Here is a 21,752-nt window from a genome sequence, read left to right on the forward strand (position 1 = left end):
TCGATACCGCCGAGACGGATGTGAGCGCGTGGCCGACCAGACTTCCCGGCACACCGGACATGACCTTACCGATTTCATCAGAGTGTTCCCAATCCACGGGCGTTTCGTACGGCCCCGGAAGCCGAACGCTGGCGTTATGCGGGCGCGGAGCGTCCTGGAGTTCGAGCACTGTTCATTTGACCGCTGATTAGGCAAACGTCAATATAGACATATGTCGAATCAACACGCGGAGCCTGACGCTCCGTGCTGCACGCCCCTGGTGCGCGAGCCACTGACCGAGGACTGGGCCGGGGATCTGGCCCGCATGTTCAAAGCCCTCGGCGACCCGGTGCGTCTGCGGTTGCTGAGTTTGGTCGCCAGCCACGAAGGCGGCGAGGCCTGCGTCTGCGACATCTCCGAGTCCTTCGATCTGTCTCAGCCCACCATCTCCCACCACCTCAAAGTGCTGCGGTCAGCGGGCCTGCTGGACTGCGAGCGCCGCGGGACCTGGGTCTACTACTGGGTGATTCCCGCTGCCCTGCAACAACTCTCCGCAGTCCTCGGCGAACCTGCCATCGCCTTGCAGGCCCCTTCGGACGAGGTGTCGGCATGAGCACCACCACTGACCAGCCGGCCGTTGTCGGCAAACTGTCCACCCTCGACCGATACCTGCCGGTGTGGATCGGTGTGGCCATGGTCGCCGGACTGCTGCTGGGCCGGATGATTCCGGGCCTGGACGACGTGGTGAGCGCGGTTGAGATCGACGGCATCTCGTTGCCGATCGCGATCGGTTTGCTGATCATGATGTACCCGGTCCTTGCGAAGGTTCGCTATGACCGCCTCGACACTGTCACCGGAGACCGCAAACTACTGCTCGGGTCGCTGGCACTGAACTGGGTTCTCGGGCCGGCCCTGATGTTCGCCCTGGCCTGGCTCATGCTCCCCGACCTTCCGGAGTATCGCACCGGACTGATCATTGTCGGCCTGGCCCGGTGCATCGCGATGGTCATCATCTGGAACGACCTGGCCTGCGGTGACCGTGAAGCCGCAGCAGTGCTGGTGGCGATCAACTCGGTCTTCCAAGTCGTCATGTTCGCCGTCCTGGGCTGGTTCTACCTCTCGGTCCTGCCGGGCTGGCTCGGCCTGGAAGAGACCACCATCGACGCCTCCCCGTGGCAGATCGCCAAGTCCGTGCTGATCTTCCTGGGTATCCCGCTGCTGGCCGGGTTCTTGACCCGCCGCTACGGCGAAAAAGCCAAGGGCCGCACCTGGTATGAGGAGAAGTTCCTGCCCCATATCGGCCCGTGGGCGCTGTACGGGTTGCTGTTCACCATCGTCATCCTGTTCGCGCTCCAGGGAGATCAGATCACCTCCAAACCCTGGGACGTGGTGCGCATTGCCCTGCCGCTGCTGGTGTACTTCGCCGTCATGTGGGGCGGCGGCTACGCCCTCGGCGCGGTGATGGGTCTCGGGTACGAGCGCACCACCACCCTCGCATTCACCGCGGCTGGCAACAACTTCGAACTCGCGATCGCCGTCGCGATCGCCACCTACGGCGTCACCTCCGGGCAAGCCCTCGCCGGTGTCGTGGGGCCTTTGATCGAAGTCCCGGTTCTGGTCGCGTTGGTGTACGTCTCTCTAGCCCTGCGTAAACGCTTCACACCCCATTCCCTGACTGGATCCGAGGCACGATGACCAAGACACCACACGTACTGTTCGTCTGCGTGAGCAACCGCGGCAAATCGGTGATGGCTCAGGGATTGTCAGACAAGGTCGCCGGATCGGCGATCACCGCATCATCAGCCGGCACCGACGCCGCCATCGGCAAACATGTCAACGACATCTCGGCAGAGGTGCTCGCCGAAATCGGCGTGGACATCAGCGACCATGAACCCCGTCAGCTCACCGACGACCTGATGCGCGCCGCCGACATCACCGTCGTACTCGGCACCTCTGCGAAAGTAGTTGCACCTGACGGCGTCATCGTCGAGGTTTGGGAGACCGATGAACCGTCGCAACGGGGTATAGACGGCATCGAGCGCATGCGCCTGATACGCGACGACATCGCCGCCCGAATCAACGACTTGACCACGCGGCTGACCACACCCTGAGTAGTCGGCGGGCCCCAGGACGCCAGGACCCACCGACACCGGCAGGTACTTCAGCAGCAGGCCGACGAGGTCGTGCCCGGTGCAGTCTGAACTGCTTCCGTGCCGCCCGCGGACCCACAACACACCGAGGACTCGGTACCGTTGTCTCCCAACAATCGAGGGCTCGTGCCAAACGTGTCGGAATCAGCGAGCACGGTATAGACCTCCCACTTCTCCCCTGCCGGTCCGGTCACCCACACTTTGTCCTGGGTGGCAAAGCAACACGTCGCGTTGATCTCCTCCTCGGCGAACAGACCCTCGTCGCTGAGCCGGGCGATCTCCGAATGCACCTTCTCGCTGGACTGCACTTCCACCCCGAGGTGGTTGATGGTGCCACCGCGGCCTGGGTTCTCCAGCAGCACCAGTTTTAGTGGGGGCTCGGCGACGGCAAAGTTCGCGTAGCCCGGCTTGCGTTTGGCCGGAGCCACATTGAACAACTTCGAATAGAACTCGATCGCCTGATCAAGATCGTCGACGTTGAGCGCCAGTTGCATACGGGACATGACTACCTCCACCTGTGAGACATACATCGAACTACCGTCGCCACTCAGGGTGCCGACCTCTTCGACATATGTCAATACCGTCGGTAGTATCCATGTATGCCCAAGACGTTGCCGGTGATCGATATGACCGCACCCATCTGCTGCGCACCGGTGTCGGCCTCCCCGATGGATGACGATGCGGCCCTGCAGGTGGCACTGCGGCTCAAGGCACTGGCCGATCCGGTTCGGATCAAGCTGATGTCGATCTTGCTTACCGACGACGCGGGCGAGGTCTGCACCTGCGATCTCGCCACTGCTGTCGGACTGTCCGAGCCCACCGTCAGTCATCACCTCGGGCAGCTCAAGAAGGCGGGCATGGTTCGACCGGAACGTCGCGGAATGAACGTCTTCTATAGCGCCCACACCGACGCGCTGCAGGCGTTGCGACAAGTTCTGGACCCAGCCTGCTGCCGTTAGCCACGTCGCAATCTCGCCGCGCACATCCGTGCCGGTCGGCCTGACGCCGTCAACGCTCGGCGGGCAGCGGTTCCTCGACCTCACCGCGGCCGAGAAGGGTTGCGGTGAGCGGCAGGATGAGCACGGTGATTGCTCCGGCGGCGACCAGGATCGATGCGTTCGACGGTGTCATCGGTCCGGCGTCGACCGCGACGGTGGTTACCGCGACTATCAACGGCAGACCCGTGGTGGAGTAGAGCGCGATCTGCGTGCGCTGCCGCACAGTGAATGCCCTGGCACCGTCGACCTTTTCGAAACGCGTGGAAATGAACACAGGCAGTCCGCGGACCAGCAACAGCATCACGATTGCCAGCACGAGCAGGAGTGGTCTGTTCAGCACGCTTTCGACATCGATGTTCATACCGGAGGTGACGAAGAAGACCGGAATGAGCAGACCGAACGCCAGCCCGGCCAACTTCGTCTCCAAACCCTCATGACCACGAGGAAGTGTCCGGCGCAGGATGAATCCCGCGGCGAACGCACCGATGATGATGTCGATCTGAAATGTTGCTGCCAGAGTCACCAAGCCGACGAGCAGTAGCACCGTCAGCCGCACCTGGGTCTGGGACGTCGTGTCTGCGCCACGTCGAATGGTTCCGGCCAGACGAGAGTCGGGTTTGCCGATGCGTCCCGGCAGCATCGCGACGACGACCGCAGCGAGCCCAAACACAACTAGTACGAGCAGCGAACCCGCCGGGTCTCTCACTCCCAGCAATATCGCCATCGCCAGCACCGGGCACAGTTCACCCACCGCGCCATGATTGAGAATGGTCTTGCCCAGACGAGTCTCGATCAAGCCCCGCTCGGCGAGAATCGGCAACAGCGTCCCGATCGCCGTGGACGTCAAAGCGATGGCCGTCGCCACCTCGGCTCTGATCGTCATCACTTGGGCCAGCCCGAAAGTGGCACCGAAAGCAATTGCCAGGCAACATATCCAGGTGATGAACGCTCGACGACCACCGCTGCCGACGAGTTCACGCTGATCCAGCTCGTAACCGGCGAGCAAGAACAGCAGACCAAGTCCGAGTTCTTGCAACATGTCGATACCCGGCGAGAACTCTGCGATTCCGAATCCGAACGGGCCGATGACTATGCCCGCGACGAGAAGAACGACAACTTCCGGAACCAGCCGTTTCGGCACCGTGGATGCCAGGATGGGCGCGAAGGCCGCCGCCAGCACGATCCAGAACAGCGACTGCGCGACATCAACACTCATCGGTGTACCCACACGGTGCGCGTAAGTGTGACCGGACAATTGGTGACCCCACGCAACGACCGCGCGGAATGACAGCGAGTTCGCAAGAGCATCGTCATCGGCATTTCTTTCTGCGGAGGCTCATTCGGGTGTTGTCACACACCGATGGTGCGCGAAGTCTAGCTGTGAAGCAGGCCGGGGGTATCGGTTCACAGCTGAGCCGGCAACAAGTCATCCAGGATGGATGAGGCCCGAGCGCATTCAGGTTTCTAGTCTTTAACAGGACGCAACCGACGACGGCGAGGGGCCGATGGCAGCACTGTTCGGAGCGCATCCGCACCCAGGTGTTCCCTGGTGAAAGTCACCGGACGGCGCGGTGAGGCGTGGCGCGAGTCGGTGGGCGGCGTGATGTGGGTGCTGCCCGTCACCGCCATGGCACTCGCTTTGCTGGCGGGGGCAGGGCTCTCACAGGTCGATGTTCCGGAATCGTCACGTTATGACTGGATCGTATTTCAGGGAACGAGCGATGACGCCCGAGCACTGCTGATCGGCATCTCGGCCACCATCATCACGGTCATCGCGCTCATCCTCGGTTTGACCGTGGTGGCCCTTCAGCTCTCATCGACTCAGTACTCTCCGCGCATTGTCCGGAACTTTCTGCGAGACAGACCCAATCAGATCGTGCTCAGTGTTTTCGTCGCCACCTTCACCTATTCCGCTGCCGGGCTGTACACCGTCGGGGTCTCGGAGGGAGGTCGAACTGACGCGTTTCCAAGAGCTGCGGTGTCCGGTGCGATCGGCCTTCTCTTTCTGAGCCTCATCGCTCTGGTCTACGAGGTCCATCACATTTCGCACTCGATGCAGATCGACGAGATCATGCGACGGATCAGCCGTAACACCGCCACCATCATCAACTCCGAGCTCCCCGTCGGGCAGATCGACAACGTGGCGCCGGCCGTGCCCCCATGGGCTGCCACGATCACCGCTCGGCATTCGGGATACATACAGACCATCCACCCGGATGCGGCCGGAAGTCTCGGCCACACCGCCACACATATCCAATTCCTGACCGCTGTGGGAACACATGTGGTCCACGGTTCACCGCTGGCCCGAGTGTGGAACGACGCCGACCGGGAAAACTCGATCGGCAGCAGCGCGGGTGTCGTCAGCGGATGCGTCCGGGTCGGGCACGAACGAACACTGCAGCAAGACGTTGCCTTTGGCATCCGGCAACTGGTCGACATCGCCGCCAAGGCGCTGTCGCCTGCGATCAATGACCCCTACACCGCCGTACAGGTGATAGACCAACTCGCCACGGTCCTGGCGAATCTCGCCACCCGTAGTTTGGGCCCTGTGGTCGTCCGTCTCGGCGCCGATGGATTCGTCACGGTGCCGGCACGAGACTTCGGAGAGTATCTCGATTTGGCATGCGGACAGATACGGCGTTACGGCGCCGGCGAGCCGGCAGTCGCTGTTGCTTTGGTACGGGCGCTCACCGCGGTCGCGCACTGTCTTGACGGTACGGCGACAGGCCGACGTACAGCAGTCGACCGCCAGTTGACTCTGATCGTCGAGGACGCCCGACGCAGGACAGCCCAACCCGATGATCTGACGCTCGTCGAGCGGGAGGCCGCTCACCTCAGGTCGCTGCTGTTCGACTGAGTTTCTGCTGCATCACATTCGCGCGAACTCGTGTCCACTGGCTGCGGCGCTGACCCCGCGCTTTGTGCGGCAGGACGACGGGCATCCAGAATCCTTCCACCCCCACCTCGGGGACGGGCCGCTCCTCGGGATAGAAGTCATCGGATCCCATCCAGAACGTTCTGCCGGGAATCCACACCATGTTCTTTGCCGGAGGGCGTTCGGTAGAGACTGAGGAATGGACATGGTCACAGTTCGTACGTCGGTCAGTGGTCGCTCTCGTCAACAGCATCTCCGTCGTCGGTGATGTGGGTATCTCCAACGTTCTCAGACTGCGTTGCGGAATCCTACCCTTCGGCCGAGCGCAGAATGCTGAGAGTAAGCGCTCGTCAAACTCCCGGTTCGCACTCCGCGAGCAGAAGCTCGAGCACGGGTATCAGCGTCGATACGTCCGTCGTCGCCGCTGTCCAGACGGTCGTACTGTCCACCTGGGCATAACCATGAACAAGAATATTGCGCATTCCAATGATTTTGTGCACGTGCGGTATTCGCTCCGCGGTAACTTTTGTCGACGCGCCGCAGGTTGCGTAAGGCCTCCCCGACGATTTCCAGCTGACGTTCGGTGGCAGACTCGAGAAGCAGGTCACCGACGTACCGCTCGACCGCGATGTCGGCGACGAACAACCCCACATTCCGTGCTGCGGTCAGCGCATCCCAGATGTACGCAGCCTGACTGTTGTCAGGCCGCGTAGACATCTTCAGCACTGTCGAAAATCGACTTGGCGATGTAGGGATTCTTCACCGCGTTGGCCATGACGAGATCGACATCGCGACCGACGATCTGTTCGAGCGCAGACTGGAGGTCGAAGTAGTCATGAAAAACGTTCTCGCGGTCAGCTTCGAACTCCACGACGAAATCGACGTCGCTGCGGCGCGGGTCAAAACTCTCGGTCAAGACTGAACCGAAAACCCGCAACCGCTTGACACCGTACTGCGCGCACGCGGCGCCGATCGCATCGGCGTCGAGCGGAATCGCGGTGGCCATGTTTATCAGTCTTCCAGACATCGAGTGACTCTCGACAAAAAGACACGGGTGTGGAGCTAAGGGGAATCGAACCCCTGACCTTCTCGATGCGAACGAGACGCGCTACCAACTGCGCTATAGCCCCTTCGTTGCTTCGTGAGAAGCAACTCGAACAGATTAACAGCCCGGGACTACTGCCCCACCACCCGACGGTACGAGGGCTCCCGCTCGACGCGTTCAACCCGCTCGTACCTGGGCAAATGGTCGAAGACGGGGTCTTCGTCGTCGATCTCCAACACGATCGCGCCGGGGCGACGCAGCCTGCGAGGGATCTCCGCACGCGGATCCTCTTCGGGATGCTCGCGGCGCTCCTCTTCTTGCCGCTTCGCGCGGGCCAGACGCCGCATGCGGTGCTGGCGGATCCGCTGCTCGTTCCGAACCGCCCGCCGTAGGAAGGTGAGGTAACCGAACATGGCAACCGCGACCACACCTGCGAGGACCCAGCCGGCCGTTCCCAGGAGCACACCGGCGCCGAGAGCTGCCACCAACAGCAGGGCGAACACCGCCATCACACGCTGACGGAAGCGGTACCGCTTGTCACTGCGCTCGCGGTCGGCCTCGGGATCGAATCCACCGCGCCGCGCGCGACGCTCGGACTCGGTTTCCGCTACCGGCTCGTCAACCGAGTCGCCGTCGAGGTCGTCGTCGTATTCCGCGTCCTCGTCGTAGTCATCGTCATACTCGGCGTCTTCGTCGTATTCGGCATCTGCGTCGTCGTCCGCTTCGTCGTCGTCCGCTTCGTCGACGACGTCGTGGTCGTCATCGACCTCGTCGACCGCGTCTTCACCGTCCGACTCGGCCTCGGAAACATCAGACTCGATGTCCTGGGACTCGGCCTCGGTCTCGGCCTCGTCAACATCATCAGAAGCCACGGACTCGACGGCGTCGGATTTCTCGTCGTCCTGCGTCGGCGACTCCACCGCAACCTTTTTCAGTACCGGCGCCGCCTCGGATCCGGAAGCCTTCGCGACAGGAGTCTTCTCGACGGTGTCCTTGGTGTCTTCCTCATACACATCGTCGGTCTCGTCAGCGTCTTTGACCGCGGTCGCTGTCGCAGCTTTGCGGTACTCGCGGACGGGCGGTTCCCAGTCGGCGTCATGCGGATGACGACCGGACGCGATGCGGCGTTTGGTCCTCGCCATGGTCCGTCCGCCGCGGTGCAGCACGCGGGTCGACAAGGCGGTATCAGACGTCTTGCGCACGGTCGGACGCGATTTCACGACCATCGGCACCAAGACAAAGAGCCAGATCGCCACCAGACACACCCACAGCAACGAGTTCGGCATGGGCAGCTCCTTTCTGTCGGCAATCTCAGCTCGACCGGTCAGCCGAGTAGCCGTTCGTCACACGCGTAACAGACGGTGAACCCAGGCTATGGCCAGCGCAGGTCCAACCAGCGGAGACGCGCCGACGCGGAGGCAAATATCAGCAAGCTTTCAGGGTGGATCGCGGAAAACCCTTGCGATATTTTCGATATTACGTAATTATCGAACTATGCCCGGCAAGCAACCAGTCGACCCGCCTCCTGCGGAGCTGGCAGAGCGCCTGCGCGAAGTGGAAGCCCGGCTGACCGCCCTGGAGCAGAAGACGCCCTCGACAGATGCCGGTGAGTCGGGGTCGAACGACCGAAAAGAACCTCCGCACAACCGCTTCTGGGTTCTCGAGGGACTGAGAGAGCAACTCGGTGGCGCCTCTGGCGGGCTCATCTACTCCGGCATCGCACCGACCGCCTCAGGACCGGTGGAGTGGCAGTACGGCCATACCGCCGAGGAAATCCTCGAACTGGATGACGATCACGCCGCGATCGTCGCCGACCGGCTCGCCGCGCTCGGCTCACCCATCCGGCTCCAGCTGCTGTTGGCGGTCCTGGGTGGCACCACCAGCGTTGCGGATCTGTCCGCTCTGAAAGCCATGGGCACCACCGGGCAGGTGTATCACCACGTCCGCATCCTCAGCGCCGCAGGCTGGCTACGACCTGCCGGTCGAGGGGCCGTCCAGATTCCGCCTGACCGCGTCGTCCCGGCGATGCTGGCGCTCGCTTCTGCCCTGTAGCCCACGACCTGGTCAGACCCGACCGACCCAACCGAAGGGATCAGAACCATGCATCCATCGATTCGACTGATCACCCTCGCGCTCGTGACCACCTGCGCGCTGGCCATCGGGGACAGTCCCGCGATTGCGGCCCCCAGCTCACCGCACGCGAGCGGCGACAGCGCACTCGCCAAGGAGATAGCCGAACTCACCGGTCCAGATCATCCGGTGGTCGCCGCTGCCGTCATCGACGGCGACAACGTGCGTGTGACGGCGGTAGGCGCCGAACTGGACGACCGGTTCGAGATCGGATCGATCAGCAAGACCGTCACCGGGATGCTGTTCGCAGAAGCCATTTCGCGGGGTGAGGTGCAGCCCGACACCACCGCGGGAAGTTTGCTTCCGGTACTGCGTGGCTCCCCCGCCGAGCGCATGACGCTGTCGAACCTTGCGACGCATCGCTCGGGACTTCCCGTACAACCTCCGACCGCCGACCAATTCGTGCGTAATCAGTTGGCACAACTGACCGGTTCGTTCCCGTACCGCGAGAGCACCGCGAACCGGTTGGCCCAGGTGCGCGACTACCCGCTCGACTCCCCTCCAGGGACGTACTCCAATGTCGGATACGAGGTACTGGGAACGGCTCTGGCCAGGGCCGCGCACACCGAGTTCGACGACCTGGCCCGCGAACGCATCCTGGCCCCGCTTGGAATGTCCAGCTCCGACGTGTTGATCGACCCCGACCAGCTGGGACCGCGGGATCTGCGCGGGAAAGACACCGCGGGGCGCACGGTCGAACCGTGGGTCGGCGAATCCATGGCGCCGGCTTCCGGTGTGCGCGCCGACATCACAGACATGGCCACCTACGCGCGCGCACTGCTGGCCGGCACCGCTCCGGGCATGGATGCGCTGGTTCCACGAGCAGATTTCGGGGCATCCCGCATCGGCTGGGCCTGGATCACCACGACCACCGACGATGGCCGAGAGATCACCTGGCACGACGGTCAGACCAGCGGATTCGCGTCGTACATCGGTATCGACCGTCACAATGGCGTTGCCACAGTACTTTTGACAGCAACCGGCGATTCGGTGGTGCCGCTGGGCGAAAAACTCCTTGCACAAACGGCATCCGATCGCTGACCATCGAAGGGGTTGCGGCAACCGGCTGCGTAGAAGGGTGATCACATGCGAAAGCTCGTCTACTACATCGGAATCTCGATCGACGGGTTCATCGCAGGCCCTGACGACGAAGTCGACTTCTTCCCCATGTCCGATGACTACCTGCAATGGATGGGATCGGAATACGGCGACGCGTTGCCTGCACACGTGCGAGCTCAATTCGGTATCGCGGATGCGCCTCTCACCAAGTTCGACACGATCCTGATGGGCCGTCGCACCTACGATCCCGCGCTCGCCGCCGACATCACCAGCCCGTATCCGCACCTCACCCAATACGTGGTGTCTCGCTCACACAGGTCGGACGATCCGGCGATCACCGTCATCCGCGACGAACCCGACGTTGCAGTGGAACAGCTGAAGGCCGAGAACTCGGGCCTCGACATCTATCTCGCGGGCGGCGGCGCACTGGCCGGACAACTGCTACCGCTGATCGACGAGCTGGTGATCAAGACCTATCCGGTGGTGGCAGGCGCGGGTCGGCCGGCGTTTGTCAGCGGTTTCAGCCCGACCCAGTTCGACCTCGCCGACGTCAAGACGTTCAGCGGCGGCAACGTCGTGTCGACGTACAGCAGGAAGTGACCGCACTTCCTCCGACTCCGTCCAAGTCCTCCGACTGCAACCGGAGGACCTCGCCACAACCGGAGGATCTGCCACATCCTCCGACTTCAGCGGGCGATTCAGCGGCAGCAGCCCCAAGCGAAACCTCTAGACGCAGAAACTAATACGACGCGCGCCCGGCCCGCACCAGGGTGTCGACCGCGGTACCGGTCATTTCTTCGACGGTCAGCGCCAGCAGGATGTGATCCCGCCAGGCGCCGTTGACGTCCATGTAGCGCTTGAGTAGCCCCTCGTCGCGGAACCCGACTTTGTGGAGCACAGACAGCGATGCCCCGTTGTCGGGTTGCACGGTCGCTTCGAGCCGGTGCAGGCCCACAGTGCCGAAACAGTGGTCGACACCGAGCGCCAACGCACCTGTTGCGACGCCGCGACCGGTGACCGCGACGTCTACCCAGTACCCGATCCACGCGTTGCGCAACGCGCCCCGCTGGATGTTCCCGACGGTGAGCTGCCCGCAGTAGTCGCCGTTGAGCTCGATGACCATCGGCAGCATGTTGCCTGCTTTGGCCTCGGCCCGCAGTACCGAATGCAGACCCGGCCAGGCTGCCGGATTGTGCCGCGCCGACCACATCCCAGCACCGGTGGGTTCCCATGGAAGCAGGTTGTTCTGATTCTCTATCCGCAGCCGACTCCAGGCGCGCGCATCGCGCAGCCGTACCGGCCGGACGGTGAGCGTTCCGCCGGCGACCGTGATCGGTCCCAGTTTCGCGGGCCAGCCACGCCGACCGGCATCACCCCTGTTCCAGGCACGCACAGTGCAGTATCACCCCCGCTGCGCCAGGAATGCCACGTCGACCTCATCGCCGGCCCGCAACTCGACATCTTCGGGTTCGATGATCACCAGACAGTTCGCCTCGGCCAGGCCGGCCAGCAGGTGGGAGCCGCCGTCGGCAGCGCCGATCACCTGGGCCAGATACTCGCCGGTCTGCTCGTCGCGCATCAGCTGACCACGCAGGTATCCGCGCCGGCCCTCGACAGACGTGATCGGCCCCACCGTGCGGGCGCGCACGATGCGGCGCATCGGCTGCCGCTTGCCCATCGCGATACGGATCAGAGGTCGCACCATCACCTCGAATGCCACCAGGGCGCTGACCGGGTTGGCAGGCAGTAGGAACGTCGGGACCTCGTCGCGCCCCAACTGTCCAAAGCCCTGCACCGACGCCGGATACATCGCGATGCGAGTGATCTCGAGATCCCCCAGTTCCGCGAGCGCCTCTCGGATCGTCTCCGACGCCGCGCCACCGACCGGACCGGTGATGACCACGATCTCCGACCGGATCAGTTGCCCTTCAACGAGTTCGCGCAATTGAGTCGGTTCACTGTCGGCGATCCCGACCCGGTTGACGTCGGCGCCTGCATCGCGCGCGGCCGCAGCCAGGGCGTAGCTGTTGACGTCGTAGACCTGCCCGCCACCGGCGGTCCGGTCGATGTCGACGAGCTCCCCGCCGATGGAGATGACCGACAAGCGTGGTCGCGGATGCACCAGCACCCGCTCCCTGCCGACTGCGGCGAGCAAGCCCACCTGGGCAGGCCCGATGATGGTTCCGGTGCGTACTGCCACATCACCGGGCTGGACGTCGTCGCCGACGTGGCGGACGTACTGCCCGCTGTGCACCGCATGCCCCACCCGAACCTTCGGCAGGCCGCCGTCGGTCCACCGCTTGGGCACCACCGCGTCGGCCAACGTCGGCAGAGGCGCACCGGTTTCCACTCGTACGGCCTGGCGCGGCTGGAGCCGGGTCGGGGTACGCGACCCCGCCTTCAACTCCCCGACCACCGGCAGCACCACGATCACCTGGTCACCCGGTGACTCCGACTCCTCGTCGGCGATCGTGCCCGCCTCTGCGACGTCCACGCTGCGAACCGCGTACCCGTCTATCGCCGATTGATCGAATCCGGGCAGCGGCCGCTCGGCCGTCACGTCTTCAGCACACAGCAAACCTTGCGATTCGGAGATCGCCACCCGTACCGGCCGCGGCGCCACCGCTGCGGCGGTCACGCGGCTCAGCTGATCTTCCACCGAACGCACTGATCGCCTCCTTCAATCACCATTGCTCAGGTCGCGGGAGCACACCTGTGGCGACCCGCGCTTCCTCGATGACTGACGTTAGCGGTTTTGTCGAGCGCATCGGTGGCACCTCGTCGGCAGTTCGCGGCATTGGGGTCCTCACACGTTGCACCGAAGTGCCCCGGCCCACCACCGAGCTCGCGCTACAGACCCAGACGCCCGACGAGCCACTCGCGCAATTCAGGGCCGTAGTCCTCGCGGTCCAACGCGATGTCGACCGAGGCCTTGAGGTATCCACCGGGGTTACCGAGGTCGTGACGGGTGCCGTGGTGGACGACCACGTGCACCGGATGTCCCTCTTCGATCAGCAGGGCGATCGCATCGGTCAGCTGTAGTTCGCCACCGGCGCCGGGTTTGATCCGGCGCAGCGCGTCGAAGATGGCACGGTCGAGAATGTAGCGACCGGCGGCGGCATAGTTCGACGGCGCATCTTCGGCTTTGGGCTTCTCGACCATGCCTTTGAGCTTCATGACATTCGGGTTGTTGGCGTCGGGCAGTTCCTCGACGTCGAACACACCGTAGGCACTGATCTTGTCCTTCGGGACCTCGATGGCGCACAGCACGGTGCCGCCGCGCTTCGCCCTGGTCCGGGCCATCACCTCGAGCACCCCGGACGGCATCACCAGGTCGTCGGGAAGCAGTACGGCGACGGCGTCTTCGTCGTCATCGAGCTTTGCTTCCACGCACCCCACCGCATGGCCCAGTCCCAAGGGCTTCTCCTGGATGACAGAAGCGACCTCGAGCAACGATGGCGCGTTGCGAACCTTGGCGAGCATGGTGTCCTTGCCACGCGACTCCAGCGTGTGCTCGAGAACCAAGTCCTCGACGAAGTGGGCAACCACACCGTCTTTGCCCGGCGAGGTGATGATCAGCAGCCGCTCGGCGCCTGCCGATTTGGCCTCCTCGGCGACGAGTTCGATACCGGGGGTGTCGACGACAGGTAGTAATTCCTTCGGAACCGTCTTGGTGGCCGGCAGAAATCGCGTACCCAGGCCGGCAGCGGGAACGATCGCCGTGCGCGGAATGGGAGGCGTGCCCGGTACCGATTCGTACTCGACCTCAACAGCCGGGCTGATCTGCGCTTCAGTCATCTATCCCACCCTCAGTTGCGTTTTGACGTGTGTGGATAACCTATCGGCACAACGCCACTTACGAGGAAGATGTACCCATCGATACCGCCAAGAACACGTTGCGCCAACGTTTTCGTGCCAGAAGAGACGTTCTGTCTCCCCAGGTGAAGGCCGATGCCGACGAACATCTTGTGATCTCGCTCGCCAATACTGATCTTCACGATCACTTTAGCGCGTCGCCGGGGTCTCTCATCGCCGCATATGTGCCGGTAGGCACGGAACCGGGTTCGACCGCCGTCCTTGACACATTGATCGCCGGCGGATGGGACGTGTTGCTGCCGGTCGTCGTCCCCGGTCCGCCTGCACCGCTGGAGTGGGCCCGGTATTCCGGGCCCGCGTCGCTTCGCACCGGCCGGTTCGGCCTTCTCGAACCCACCGGGCCGACGCAGGCGCCGTCGGCCGTCGAGCGCAGTGACGTCGTCCTGCTGCCGGCGCTCGCCGTCGACCGACAGGGAGTCCGTCTCGGGCGCGGCGCCGGGTACTACGACCGCAGTGTCGCCGGTGTCCCGCGGGAACGGCTGGTTGCGGTCGTCTACGACGAAGAGCTGGTAGACCAGCTGCCGGCAGGGCCCTTCGATGTCCCGATGGGGTGGGCGCTGACCCCAAAAAGGGGCTTCACCCGGCTGGGAACAACATGACCCTGGCACTCGTTTACGTAGAGTGCCAGTTCGACGGTAGAATCCACAACGTTCTCGGCTAACACCCCCGGAGGTCCTCGGTGCCAACTTATTCGTATGCCTGCACACAGTGCGACAACCGCTTCGACATCGTGCAGTCGTTCACTGATGATTCGCTGACGGAATGCCCGCAGTGTGCCGGTAAGCTGCGCAAACTCTTCAACAGCGTCGGCATTGTCTTCAAGGGCAGCGGCTTCTACCGCAACGACAGCCGCTCGGCGTCATCGAGCAGCGAGGCCGGAAGCAGCTCCAGCGATTCGTCGTCGAAGTCGGAGTCGGGCAGCAAGGATTCCGGCAGCAAGGACTCGGGTAGCAAGGACAAGGCCGCGAGCACTTCGAAGTCGAGCGACTCGAGCAGCAGCTCGTCGTCGAGCAGCCCGTCGACTGCCAAAGCAGCTTCCTGACAGTTCTCCACAGTTCCGGGCGCCGTCCACAGGCGCCCGGTTTCTTGTGCTCTGAGCCGATGGGCGGACGCTCACCGGCCCTAGCGTTCTCCGCATGCCTGCCCGCAACCCGCTGACCCCGACTTTCTTCGACCGCATCCGCCGAGCCCTCCGTCCGGGGTGGACACGGTCACTGTTGATACGGAGACTGTCCGCGGGCCTACTGCTGGTGCTCGCAGTGGCGGCGGCGGCCTCAGGCGGACGGCAGAACGACCTCTCGACGGTGGTCGTGGCCGGCCACGATGTCACGCCCGGCAGCCGATTGACCTCGGCGGACGTCACCACCCGCGAGGTCGATCCCGACATGGTCCCCGCCGGCGCGATCACCGACCCGTCGGCCCTCACCGATTCGACAGTCACCGGGCCTGTCCGAACAGGCGAGATCTTCACGGACAGCCGGGTGCTCTCGAGTCGCCTGCCCATGGACCTCCTGGGCCGGCCGGATGCACGCCTGGTGCCGGTCAAATTGTCCGATACCGCCATCGTGGAGTTGCTGCGAGAAGGCGATGTGGTGGACGTACTGAGTATCGACGACACCGGCGGCGATCAGAGCTCGCGAGCAGCAACCGTTTTGGTGAAGAACGCGGTGGTCGCGCTGGTGTCGGCAACAACCCAGGTTCGCAGCGCCGACGGATCCCGGCTGGCACTACTGGCGATGCCCGAGCGCGATGCGCATGCGGTCGCGAGTGCCACGCTGGCCTCACCCATCACAGTTGTTTTTCATTGATTTGCATGTTGGATCCACCAATGTGATCCCCGCCTGGTTAGGATCGACGAATCCGTGGTCGAGCAAAGGCACGTATTCCCAGGTCGAAAGGGACGCTTCATGTTAAAGGGTTTCAAGGACTTCCTCATGCGAGGAAACGTCATCGATCTAGCGACCGCGGTTGTGGTCGGTGCGGCATTCACTGCGATCGTCACCGCATTCACCACGAACATCATTGAGCCGCTGATCAATTCGATCGGTGGCACCGATCAGGCCGAGGGGCTCGGCTTCACGATCCGCTCCGGCAACCCCGAGACCTTCGTCAACATCGGGGCGTTGATCACCGCCATCATCAACTTCCTGATCATCGCGGCCATCGTCTACTTCGTCATCGTCATGCCGTACGAGAAGTTGAAGGCGCTGGCGGCGAAAGACGGCGACGACGCGACCGCTTTGTCGGAATCGGAGCTGCTCACCGAGATTCGCGACATCTTGCAGGGCAAGGACCCGGTCGAGGAAAAAGCCAAGATCGCCGCGGCGAAGAGCGAGAAGGACCAGGCCGAGATCGACCGTCGACGCGACGAGGGCCCGCCGTCCGGACCGCTCTACTCAGGCCCGATCCCAGGTGGCACCGTCGGCGCATCCGCCGCGGGGACCCAGCAGTTCTCGTCGCAGCCCTCGGGACCGATCGGTGGCGCCAATCCGTATCCGCCACAGGGACCGCCCACGGGCGGCTCGGGGCCGATCGGCCAGCCGAACCAAGGTCCACCGCCCCAGGGTGGTGCACCGCAGAGCCAGTCCCCCCTCGGCGGTCCGCCCCCCGGTTACCAACAACCATCGGGTCCGCCTCCCGGCTACAACCCGGCTCCGCCGCAGCGGCCGAATCCGCCGCAGTACGGAGGGCCAGAACAGGGTCCCGGTTACCGCCCCGACCCACTGACCGGACCGCCCCCGAATTACGACCCACTCACCGGTCCCCCGCCCAACTACGGACCTCCGCCGGGACGGCCCGACGAGTCCAACGGCGGCGGCAGGCACAGCAGTCCGTAAATCGTTCGACCTACGCCGACGAGTTTTGCGCGCGGCGCGAGTCAGAACACCATGAAAACCCACACGATCTCAGTTCCCGGCGCCACCCTGACCTACGACATCCGGGACGGCTCCTCCCCGGGCGGCGTTCCGCTCGTCTTCGCAGCGTCACCGATGGATGCAACCGGGTTCGCGACGTTGTCGACATACTTCCCCGACCGCACGATCGTGACCTACGACCCGCGCAACAGCGGCCGCAGCGTCCGCGACGATCCCACATCGCCAGTCAGCCCGGAACAGCACGCAGATGATCTGCATGCCGTTATCGGCGCGGTCGGCGCCGAGGCGGTCGACGTGTTCGCCTCCAGTGGCGGCGCGATCAATTCGCTTGCGCTCGTCGCGCGCTACCCGGACGACATACGTCTCCTCGTCGCCCACGAACCACCCGCCGGCGGAGTGCTTCCCGATCGGGATGCGGTGCGCGCCGCGTGCGACGACATGGTGGCGACTTATCAGAGCTCTGGTCAGGGTCCGGCGACGGCGAAGTTCATCAATTTCGTGATGCAACGAGGAGAGATCCCGGCCGACTACCTGGCGCAGCCGGCACCTGACCCCGCTGCATTCGGTTTGCCGACCGAGGACGACGGTGATCGCACCGACTCGATGATGACGAACATGCAGGGCGGAGTCGCCGCTTTCACGCCGGACGTGGACGCACTGCGCGCCGCGTCAACGAAAGTGGTTGTCGCGGTGGGTGAAGAGTCGGGTGGTCCCACAGACGGAGAGATGGCCGGGCGCGCTGCGTATGCAGTCGCCGCAGCGCTGGGCGCCGAGGCAGTGGTGTTCCCGAGCCATCACGCAGGCTTTCTCGGCGGCGAGTTCGGGCAGACCGGCCGGCCTGCCGAGTTCGCCGCAAAGCTGCGGACGGTGATGGGCTAGTTGTCGTCGAGCGACGCAGGTGCGGCGGTCGGGATGCCGCCGAGTTCTTCCTGCGCTCGCCGCTCCACCAGTAGCGGTACGAAGTCACGGATCGGCTGACCGTCGAATCGCCGGTAGGCCTCGTCGACAGCCCGGTTGACCGTGTCGGCAGGAATGCTGTCGTGTTTCGTCCGCAGGACATCAGCGATCATCGCGATATGCTGCTGCTCTTCTTGCTGCTGCTTATCGATCTGTGTTGTCATGTAGACCAACGTAGCCAGAAACTAGTGGCAGGCTCCAGTTAGTTCATACGTTGTTTGCCGCCTGTTGGTCGATCGTTCACATAGCGAACGATCCGGCCTGCGCCGAGCCTTGGCCGTTCCCACTTCTGGGACACAAACCTCACGGTCTCGCCGGGCACCACCAGAGGTCCGTCCCGATTCCGGACATATGCACGAATGACACCGCGACCGACCTAGCGTCGTGGGTGCATCACCCGCCGCGTGTACCGATCGAGGAGTTGGCATTCATGAAAGCACTTGTCTACCACGGACCCGGAAAGAAGGAATGGGAAGAAGTTCCCGATCCTCAGCTCCAAGACCCCACTGATGTCATCGTCCGCGTCGACACCACCACCATCTGCGGAACCGACCTCCACATCCTGTCCGGCGACGTCCCGGCGGTGACCGAGGGACGAATCCTGGGTCATGAGGCCGTCGGTGTCGTCACCGAAATCGGTTCGGCGGTCACCGGTTTCAAACCCGGCGACCGAGTGTTGGTGCCGGCGGTGACCAAGTGTGGCAGGTGCGACTACTGCCAGGCCCAGATGCCGTCGCACTGTCAGACCGTCGGCGGGATCGGCTGGATCTTCGGTCATCTGATCGATGGCACGCAGGCCGAGTTCGTTCGAGTTCCTTTCGCCGACACCTCGCTCTATCTGGTGCCCGACGGTGTCACCAACGATCAGGCCATCTTCCTCGCCGATTCACTCCCCACCGGATACGAGGTCGGAGTCCTGGCCGGTGGAGTTCGCCCGGGAAGCACGGTGGCGGTGGTCGGATCGGGCGCGGTCGGCCTGTCGGCGATTTTGACCACAAGCCTGTGGGGCGCCTCGCGAACCATCGCGATCGACTCGAACAAGTTCCGGTTGGAGAAGGCCTACGAGTTCGGTGCCACGGACGTCGTCGAGGTGGGCCCCAACACCGTGGCCGATGTCTTGGCCCTGACCGATGGACTCGGCGTCGACGTCGCGATCGAGGCGGTCGGCTACCCCGAGACCTTGCTCACGGCAGCGTCGTTGGTTCGCCCGGGTGGCACGATCGCCAACGTCGGCGTACACGGCACCCCGGTGGAATTACCCATGCAGGACATGTGGATTCAGAACCTCACCCTGACCATGGGTCTGGTGGACACCGTCTCCATCCCGACGCTGCTGAAGATGGTGGCCTCGGGCCGACTACCTGCCGAGAAGATGGGCACCCATCACTTCACGTTCGATCAGATCGACGAAGCGTATGACGTGTTCTCCCACGCCGCCGACAACCAGGCGTTGAAGGTGGTCATCAGCCCGAGCTGACGCTGAGGTTTACGACAAATCGACCGGGAGCGATGTTGTTCCCGGTCGATCTGCGGTATGGGCTCGGGAGCGCCCGACGGGTCAGCCGATATAGCTGATGCCGAACGAGTCGATCTTGCGGTAGAGCGACGATCGGCCGATACCGAGTAGCGCAGCGGCTTTGTAGCGGTTGCCGTTGACCTCGTACAGCGCGTGGATGATGGTCTCGCATTGCGCTACTTCGAGCGGCGTGAGTTTGCGCGGCGCGCTGCGAAAGTACGTGGCGGGCAGATCGCGAACGGTGATCTCTCCGAACGGCTTGTGCGCCACCACGTAGCCCAGTACGTCGACCAGCTCATCGATGTTCCCAGGCCACGAGTACCCCTCCAGCACCCTGATGACCGACAGACTCAGTCGAAGCGAATGCCGCGGTGAGATGTTCTTGAGGATGGACCGCGAGAGGTCGGCGATGTCGTCGGGGCGATACCGCAAAGACGGCATGCGGGTCACACCGTGAAAATGTCTGCTGAGCATCGCGTAGGGCCGGGTTCGGTCGACCGTGGTCGCGTCGACACATCCGATCACCAATGGGGATGACTCACGCGTGGCCAGCGTGCGCAGTACGGCGTCGACCTGCCGTGCGCCCATGGCATCGAGCGAGTTCAGCGAGCCGAGCAACAGCAACTGTGGTGCAGTGGAGGGTGATCGCACCACTGAGGCCAGCGGCTGTGTGTCTCCCCATCGAGAGTCTCCGCGACCGATGTCGAGCACAGCGCAGTCGACGGGGTGAATGACACCGTCGGGGTGCTGCGCTCTGAACTCCGCGACCGCCAATGTGCGCTTGCCGACGCCCTTCTCCCCGGTCAATAGCCGGTTGGAACGCTCGCTGATACTCAGGGCCAGTTCGCTTCTCGTGGACGTCATCGGTGTCAGGAGCGCCTTGTTGCGCGAGCGACCGAGTTCGCCGCCTGCGGCTCCTACCAGGGGCATCCCGGCGGTGTAGTCCCGTGGACCGACCGGTGCCACGTGCGCACCTTGTCTGGCCAGGGCCGATGAATACTGCGGGGCAGGCGTTTTCGTCCAGGTTCCCACCAGCACGCAGCCGACGACGTCACCCGCCACCTCGACGGGCTCGAACTCGACCTCGACCGGTGAACCCGACGGCAATGTGAGGGAGGCCGGTTGGAAGCGGCAGTCGACCAGTGCGGCACGCACGGACTCGATCAGTACTGCACTGTCGGAGCCGTCGAGAGCACTCGCGCGTGGGTCGAAGATCGTGTGGTCGCCTGCGGCACCGATGGCGAATGTGCCGCTTCCGTGGACCCGGGCGGCCAATTGCGCTGAGGTCGCAGTCAACGCGGTGGAAGGCCCGGCCATCAGGTCGACCCCGATTTGCGCCGCCAGCGTCCTGGTGAGTGCGGCGGCATACTCGGCGACCGGTTGTTCGGAGACCAGGACGACCGCGCCGATCGCCGCTCCCGAATCATCGGTGACCGGGGCAGCGCACTCGTGGAGGCCCACAAGGTCAGGATGAAAATGCTCCGGGCCCGAGACCAAGGCCGGCCTGCCCAAGGCAAGGGCGAGGGTTCCCGCGGACGTCCCGAACTCACGTTCGGTGATCGAAAAGCCCTCGGCCACAGGCCAGGTGTCGAGGACCGCCGCAACTGCCGATGTTCCGTCGTGGCGGCAGCGGACCACCGAATGTGCGTCGAGGACGAGAATCGTCGCCGGCACCGGGCCCACGGTGTCGGACCACTGTGCCACCACGGCGCGCGCGACACGGGTCAGTGGGTCTCCTGGGACGTCTCCGACGAAGCCGAGCTGTTTGTCGAGCGAATTGGCGAGTTGCCCTCTGTTGACACAGCGGAGCCATGAGCTGGCGATGTCCGGACTCACCTGCTCGGCCCATCGGCCGAGATCACCGTTTGCGACAACGTTGAGCCGCGCAGCGGTGATCGCGGCGTCGGAGTGCACCACGCCAGCCTATGCAGCGTGGTCCACCCCGGCCGTCTCATTTTGAGACCGGACCCCCGTCCGGAGGCGAGGTACCTGGCGGCGACCCGTCCGCTGAGGTCGGCGGTGGCCCGCTGAGTTCTCGGTTGAGTTGTTCGACTTGGGCTTTGCGGCGGGCGAGCATGGCTTGGCGGGCCTCGATCAAGGCTTCATCGGGATGGTGGGCACGGTTGACCCTCGGTGTTCGCTCGGGGTCCAGGAACGCTGGTGGTATCCACGCACACCGCCCGGCGTCGGGGCCGTCGGTGATCATGATCGTCTGCCACTGATGCTCCCCCGGCCCCACCAGCTTGTGATGCTGCGGGCACGCCGGAGCCAGGTGCGTGATGTCGGTCAGC

Annotated in this window: 23 protein-coding genes, 1 tRNA gene and 2 pseudogenes; 14 read left to right on the forward strand and 12 right to left on the reverse strand. The window is 64.0% G+C overall.

Annotated features, from left to right (window positions below; all coding sequences use genetic code 11):
* The first annotated feature begins 211 nt into the window (after positions 1–211).
* Genes BH683_RS07015 through BH683_RS07025 form a run of 3 tightly spaced genes read left to right on the forward strand, consistent with a single transcriptional unit; the run spans position 212 to position 2,090 of the window.
* On the forward strand, positions 212–592 hold the full coding sequence (locus BH683_RS07015; protein ID WP_084835548.1) for a metalloregulator ArsR/SmtB family transcription factor: 381 nt from the start codon (positions 212–214) through the stop codon (positions 590–592).
* Positions 589–1,674: an ACR3 family arsenite efflux transporter gene (gene arsB, locus BH683_RS07020; RefSeq protein WP_084835549.1), complete on the forward strand. Its 1,086-nt coding sequence runs from the start codon at positions 589–591 to the stop codon at positions 1,672–1,674. Before BH683_RS07015 ends, arsB begins: the two co-directional genes overlap by 4 nt.
* Complete coding sequence (locus tag BH683_RS07025; protein WP_084835550.1) at positions 1,671–2,090, forward strand: low molecular weight phosphatase family protein; 420 nt, start codon at positions 1,671–1,673, stop codon at positions 2,088–2,090. Before arsB ends, BH683_RS07025 begins: the two co-directional genes overlap by 4 nt.
* Before the next feature lie 50 nt (positions 2,091–2,140).
* On the opposite strand, the gene BH683_RS07030 is transcribed toward BH683_RS07025, so the two are convergent.
* Positions 2,141–2,632, reverse strand: a complete 492-nt coding sequence (locus BH683_RS07030) for an ArsI/CadI family heavy metal resistance metalloenzyme (protein ID WP_084835583.1) — start codon at positions 2,630–2,632, stop codon at positions 2,141–2,143.
* A gap of 96 nt (positions 2,633–2,728) precedes the next feature.
* Here BH683_RS07030 and BH683_RS07035 point away from each other — a divergent pair, with 96 nt between their 5' ends.
* Positions 2,729–3,088 (forward strand): Rv2640c family ArsR-like transcriptional regulator, encoded by a 360-nt coding sequence (locus BH683_RS07035; protein ID WP_084835551.1) that lies wholly within the window; start codon positions 2,729–2,731, stop codon positions 3,086–3,088.
* A gap of 49 nt (positions 3,089–3,137) precedes the next feature.
* On the opposite strand, the gene BH683_RS07040 is transcribed toward BH683_RS07035, so the two are convergent.
* Entirely contained in the window at positions 3,138–4,343 is a 1,206-nt protein-coding gene (locus BH683_RS07040) for a cation:proton antiporter (protein ID WP_084835552.1), read from the reverse strand.
* A gap of 333 nt (positions 4,344–4,676) precedes the next feature.
* Between BH683_RS07040 and BH683_RS07045 the strand changes: the two genes are divergently transcribed.
* On the forward strand, positions 4,677–5,984 hold the full coding sequence (locus BH683_RS07045) for a DUF2254 domain-containing protein (protein WP_084835553.1): 1,308 nt from the start codon (positions 4,677–4,679) through the stop codon (positions 5,982–5,984).
* Between the two features lie 82 nt (positions 5,985–6,066).
* Here BH683_RS07045 and BH683_RS07050 read toward each other — a convergent pair.
* The 4 genes and pseudogenes from BH683_RS07050 to glpR all read right to left on the reverse strand — a co-directional run.
* Positions 6,067–6,165, reverse strand: a pseudogene (locus BH683_RS07050) (formylglycine-generating enzyme family protein); the annotation flags it as partial.
* A gap of 537 nt (positions 6,166–6,702) precedes the next feature.
* On the reverse strand, positions 6,703–7,008 hold the full coding sequence (locus tag BH683_RS07060; protein ID WP_084835556.1) for a nucleotidyltransferase domain-containing protein: 306 nt from the start codon (positions 7,006–7,008) through the stop codon (positions 6,703–6,705).
* 51 nt (positions 7,009–7,059) lie between these two features.
* Positions 7,060–7,132, reverse strand: a tRNA-Ala gene (locus BH683_RS07065).
* 46 nt (positions 7,133–7,178) lie between these two features.
* On the reverse strand, positions 7,179–8,333 hold the full coding sequence (gene glpR, locus BH683_RS07070) for a gephyrin-like molybdotransferase receptor GlpR (protein ID WP_084835557.1): 1,155 nt from the start codon (positions 8,331–8,333) through the stop codon (positions 7,179–7,181).
* 208 nt (positions 8,334–8,541) lie between these two features.
* Here glpR and BH683_RS07075 point away from each other — a divergent pair, with 208 nt between their 5' ends.
* The 3 genes from BH683_RS07075 to BH683_RS07085 are packed head-to-tail and all read left to right on the forward strand — an operon-like array spanning position 8,542 to position 10,836.
* Positions 8,542–9,099 (forward strand): winged helix-turn-helix domain-containing protein, encoded by a 558-nt coding sequence (locus BH683_RS07075; RefSeq protein ID WP_084835558.1) that lies wholly within the window; start codon positions 8,542–8,544, stop codon positions 9,097–9,099.
* A gap of 48 nt (positions 9,100–9,147) precedes the next feature.
* Positions 9,148–10,218 (forward strand): serine hydrolase domain-containing protein, encoded by a 1,071-nt coding sequence (locus BH683_RS07080; RefSeq protein WP_084835559.1) that lies wholly within the window; start codon positions 9,148–9,150, stop codon positions 10,216–10,218.
* 45 nt (positions 10,219–10,263) lie between these two features.
* Positions 10,264–10,836, forward strand: coding sequence for a dihydrofolate reductase family protein (locus BH683_RS07085; protein WP_084835560.1), 573 nt, complete (start codon positions 10,264–10,266; stop codon positions 10,834–10,836).
* A 139-nt stretch (positions 10,837–10,975) separates the two neighbouring features.
* On the opposite strand, the gene BH683_RS07090 is transcribed toward BH683_RS07085, so the two are convergent.
* The 3 genes from BH683_RS07090 to BH683_RS07100 all read right to left on the reverse strand — a co-directional run bounded on the left by BH683_RS07090 (position 10,976) and on the right by BH683_RS07100 (position 14,034).
* A complete protein-coding gene (locus BH683_RS07090; protein WP_084835561.1) occupies positions 10,976–11,629 on the reverse strand; it encodes a GNAT family protein in 654 nt (217 codons plus the stop codon).
* Positions 11,630–11,638: 9 nt separating this feature from the next.
* A complete protein-coding gene (glp, locus tag BH683_RS07095) occupies positions 11,639–12,904 on the reverse strand; it encodes a gephyrin-like molybdotransferase Glp (RefSeq protein ID WP_084835562.1) in 1,266 nt (421 codons plus the stop codon).
* Between the two features lie 182 nt (positions 12,905–13,086).
* On the reverse strand, positions 13,087–14,034 hold the full coding sequence (locus tag BH683_RS07100) for a UTP--glucose-1-phosphate uridylyltransferase (RefSeq protein ID WP_084835563.1): 948 nt from the start codon (positions 14,032–14,034) through the stop codon (positions 13,087–13,089).
* Positions 14,035–14,111: 77 nt separating this feature from the next.
* Between BH683_RS07100 and BH683_RS07105 the strand changes: the two genes are divergently transcribed.
* The 5 genes from BH683_RS07105 (at position 14,112) to BH683_RS07125 (ending at position 17,867) form a co-directional block, all read left to right on the forward strand.
* Complete coding sequence (locus tag BH683_RS07105) at positions 14,112–14,711, forward strand: 5-formyltetrahydrofolate cyclo-ligase (protein WP_084835584.1); 600 nt, start codon at positions 14,112–14,114, stop codon at positions 14,709–14,711.
* 80 nt (positions 14,712–14,791) lie between these two features.
* Positions 14,792–15,154: an FmdB family zinc ribbon protein gene (locus BH683_RS07110; RefSeq protein ID WP_084835564.1), complete on the forward strand. Its 363-nt coding sequence runs from the start codon at positions 14,792–14,794 to the stop codon at positions 15,152–15,154.
* Between the two features lie 94 nt (positions 15,155–15,248).
* Positions 15,249–15,920 carry an SAF domain-containing protein gene (locus BH683_RS07115; protein ID WP_084835565.1) on the forward strand — a complete coding sequence of 224 codons (672 nt, stop codon included), beginning with the start codon at positions 15,249–15,251 and terminating at the stop codon, positions 15,918–15,920.
* A gap of 99 nt (positions 15,921–16,019) precedes the next feature.
* Positions 16,020–16,949: a large-conductance mechanosensitive channel protein MscL gene (mscL, locus tag BH683_RS07120; protein WP_084835566.1), complete on the forward strand. Its 930-nt coding sequence runs from the start codon at positions 16,020–16,022 to the stop codon at positions 16,947–16,949.
* Between the two features lie 51 nt (positions 16,950–17,000).
* Entirely contained in the window at positions 17,001–17,867 is an 867-nt protein-coding gene (locus BH683_RS07125) for an alpha/beta hydrolase (protein ID WP_084835567.1), read from the forward strand.
* Here BH683_RS07125 and BH683_RS07130 read toward each other — a convergent pair.
* A complete protein-coding gene (locus tag BH683_RS07130; protein ID WP_084835568.1) occupies positions 17,864–18,109 on the reverse strand; it encodes a hypothetical protein in 246 nt (81 codons plus the stop codon). The genes BH683_RS07125 and BH683_RS07130 overlap by 4 nt on opposite strands.
* Before the next feature lie 266 nt (positions 18,110–18,375).
* Here BH683_RS07130 and BH683_RS07135 point away from each other — a divergent pair, with 266 nt between their 5' ends.
* The gene (locus BH683_RS07135; protein WP_084835585.1) at positions 18,376–19,422 is read left to right on the forward strand and encodes a zinc-dependent alcohol dehydrogenase family protein; all 1,047 of its coding nucleotides are present in this window, start codon (positions 18,376–18,378) and stop codon (positions 19,420–19,422) included.
* 81 nt (positions 19,423–19,503) lie between these two features.
* Here the strand turns inward: BH683_RS07135 and BH683_RS07140 are convergent, their stop codons facing one another.
* Together BH683_RS07140 and BH683_RS28615 are read right to left on the reverse strand one after the other, a co-directional pair.
* A complete protein-coding gene (locus tag BH683_RS07140) occupies positions 19,504–21,375 on the reverse strand; it encodes a helix-turn-helix domain-containing protein (protein ID WP_143695989.1) in 1,872 nt (623 codons plus the stop codon).
* A 37-nt stretch (positions 21,376–21,412) separates the two neighbouring features.
* A pseudogene (locus tag BH683_RS28615) lies at positions 21,413–21,752 on the reverse strand (HNH endonuclease); the annotation flags it as partial.

The organism is Williamsia sp. 1138 (assembly GCF_002095435.2).
In the GTDB taxonomy this organism is placed as follows: domain Bacteria; phylum Actinomycetota; class Actinomycetes; order Mycobacteriales; family Mycobacteriaceae; genus Williamsia.

Bases quoted from the DNA above. Each gene is read 5' to 3' on its own strand.
- mscL (WP_084835566.1), top strand. From the start codon at position 16,020: ATGTTAAAGGGTTTCAAGGACTTCCTCATGCGAGGAAACGTCATCGAT.
- BH683_RS07085 (WP_084835560.1), top strand. From the start codon at position 10,264: ATGCGAAAGCTCGTCTACTACATCGGAATCTCGATCGACGGGTTCATC.
- arsB (WP_084835549.1), top strand. From the start codon at position 589: ATGAGCACCACCACTGACCAGCCGGCCGTTGTCGGCAAACTGTCCACC.
- BH683_RS07080 (WP_084835559.1), top strand. From the start codon at position 9,148: ATGCATCCATCGATTCGACTGATCACCCTCGCGCTCGTGACCACCTGC.
- glpR (WP_084835557.1), bottom strand. From the start codon at position 8,333: ATGCCGAACTCGTTGCTGTGGGTGTGTCTGGTGGCGATCTGGCTCTTT.
- BH683_RS07125 (WP_084835567.1), top strand. From the start codon at position 17,001: ATGAAAACCCACACGATCTCAGTTCCCGGCGCCACCCTGACCTACGAC.
- BH683_RS07040 (WP_084835552.1), bottom strand. From the start codon at position 4,343: ATGAGTGTTGATGTCGCGCAGTCGCTGTTCTGGATCGTGCTGGCGGCG.
- BH683_RS07135 (WP_084835585.1), top strand. From the start codon at position 18,376: ATGAAAGCACTTGTCTACCACGGACCCGGAAAGAAGGAATGGGAAGAA.
- BH683_RS07115 (WP_084835565.1), top strand. From the start codon at position 15,249: ATGCCTGCCCGCAACCCGCTGACCCCGACTTTCTTCGACCGCATCCGC.
- BH683_RS07130 (WP_084835568.1), bottom strand. From the start codon at position 18,109: ATGACAACACAGATCGATAAGCAGCAGCAAGAAGAGCAGCAGCATATC.
- BH683_RS07075 (WP_084835558.1), top strand. From the start codon at position 8,542: ATGCCCGGCAAGCAACCAGTCGACCCGCCTCCTGCGGAGCTGGCAGAG.
- BH683_RS07035 (WP_084835551.1), top strand. From the start codon at position 2,729: ATGCCCAAGACGTTGCCGGTGATCGATATGACCGCACCCATCTGCTGC.
- BH683_RS07060 (WP_084835556.1), bottom strand. From the start codon at position 7,008: ATGGCCACCGCGATTCCGCTCGACGCCGATGCGATCGGCGCCGCGTGC.
- BH683_RS07025 (WP_084835550.1), top strand. From the start codon at position 1,671: ATGACCAAGACACCACACGTACTGTTCGTCTGCGTGAGCAACCGCGGC.
- BH683_RS07100 (WP_084835563.1), bottom strand. From the start codon at position 14,034: ATGACTGAAGCGCAGATCAGCCCGGCTGTTGAGGTCGAGTACGAATCG.
- BH683_RS07030 (WP_084835583.1), bottom strand. From the start codon at position 2,632: ATGTCCCGTATGCAACTGGCGCTCAACGTCGACGATCTTGATCAGGCG.
- BH683_RS07015 (WP_084835548.1), top strand. From the start codon at position 212: ATGTCGAATCAACACGCGGAGCCTGACGCTCCGTGCTGCACGCCCCTG.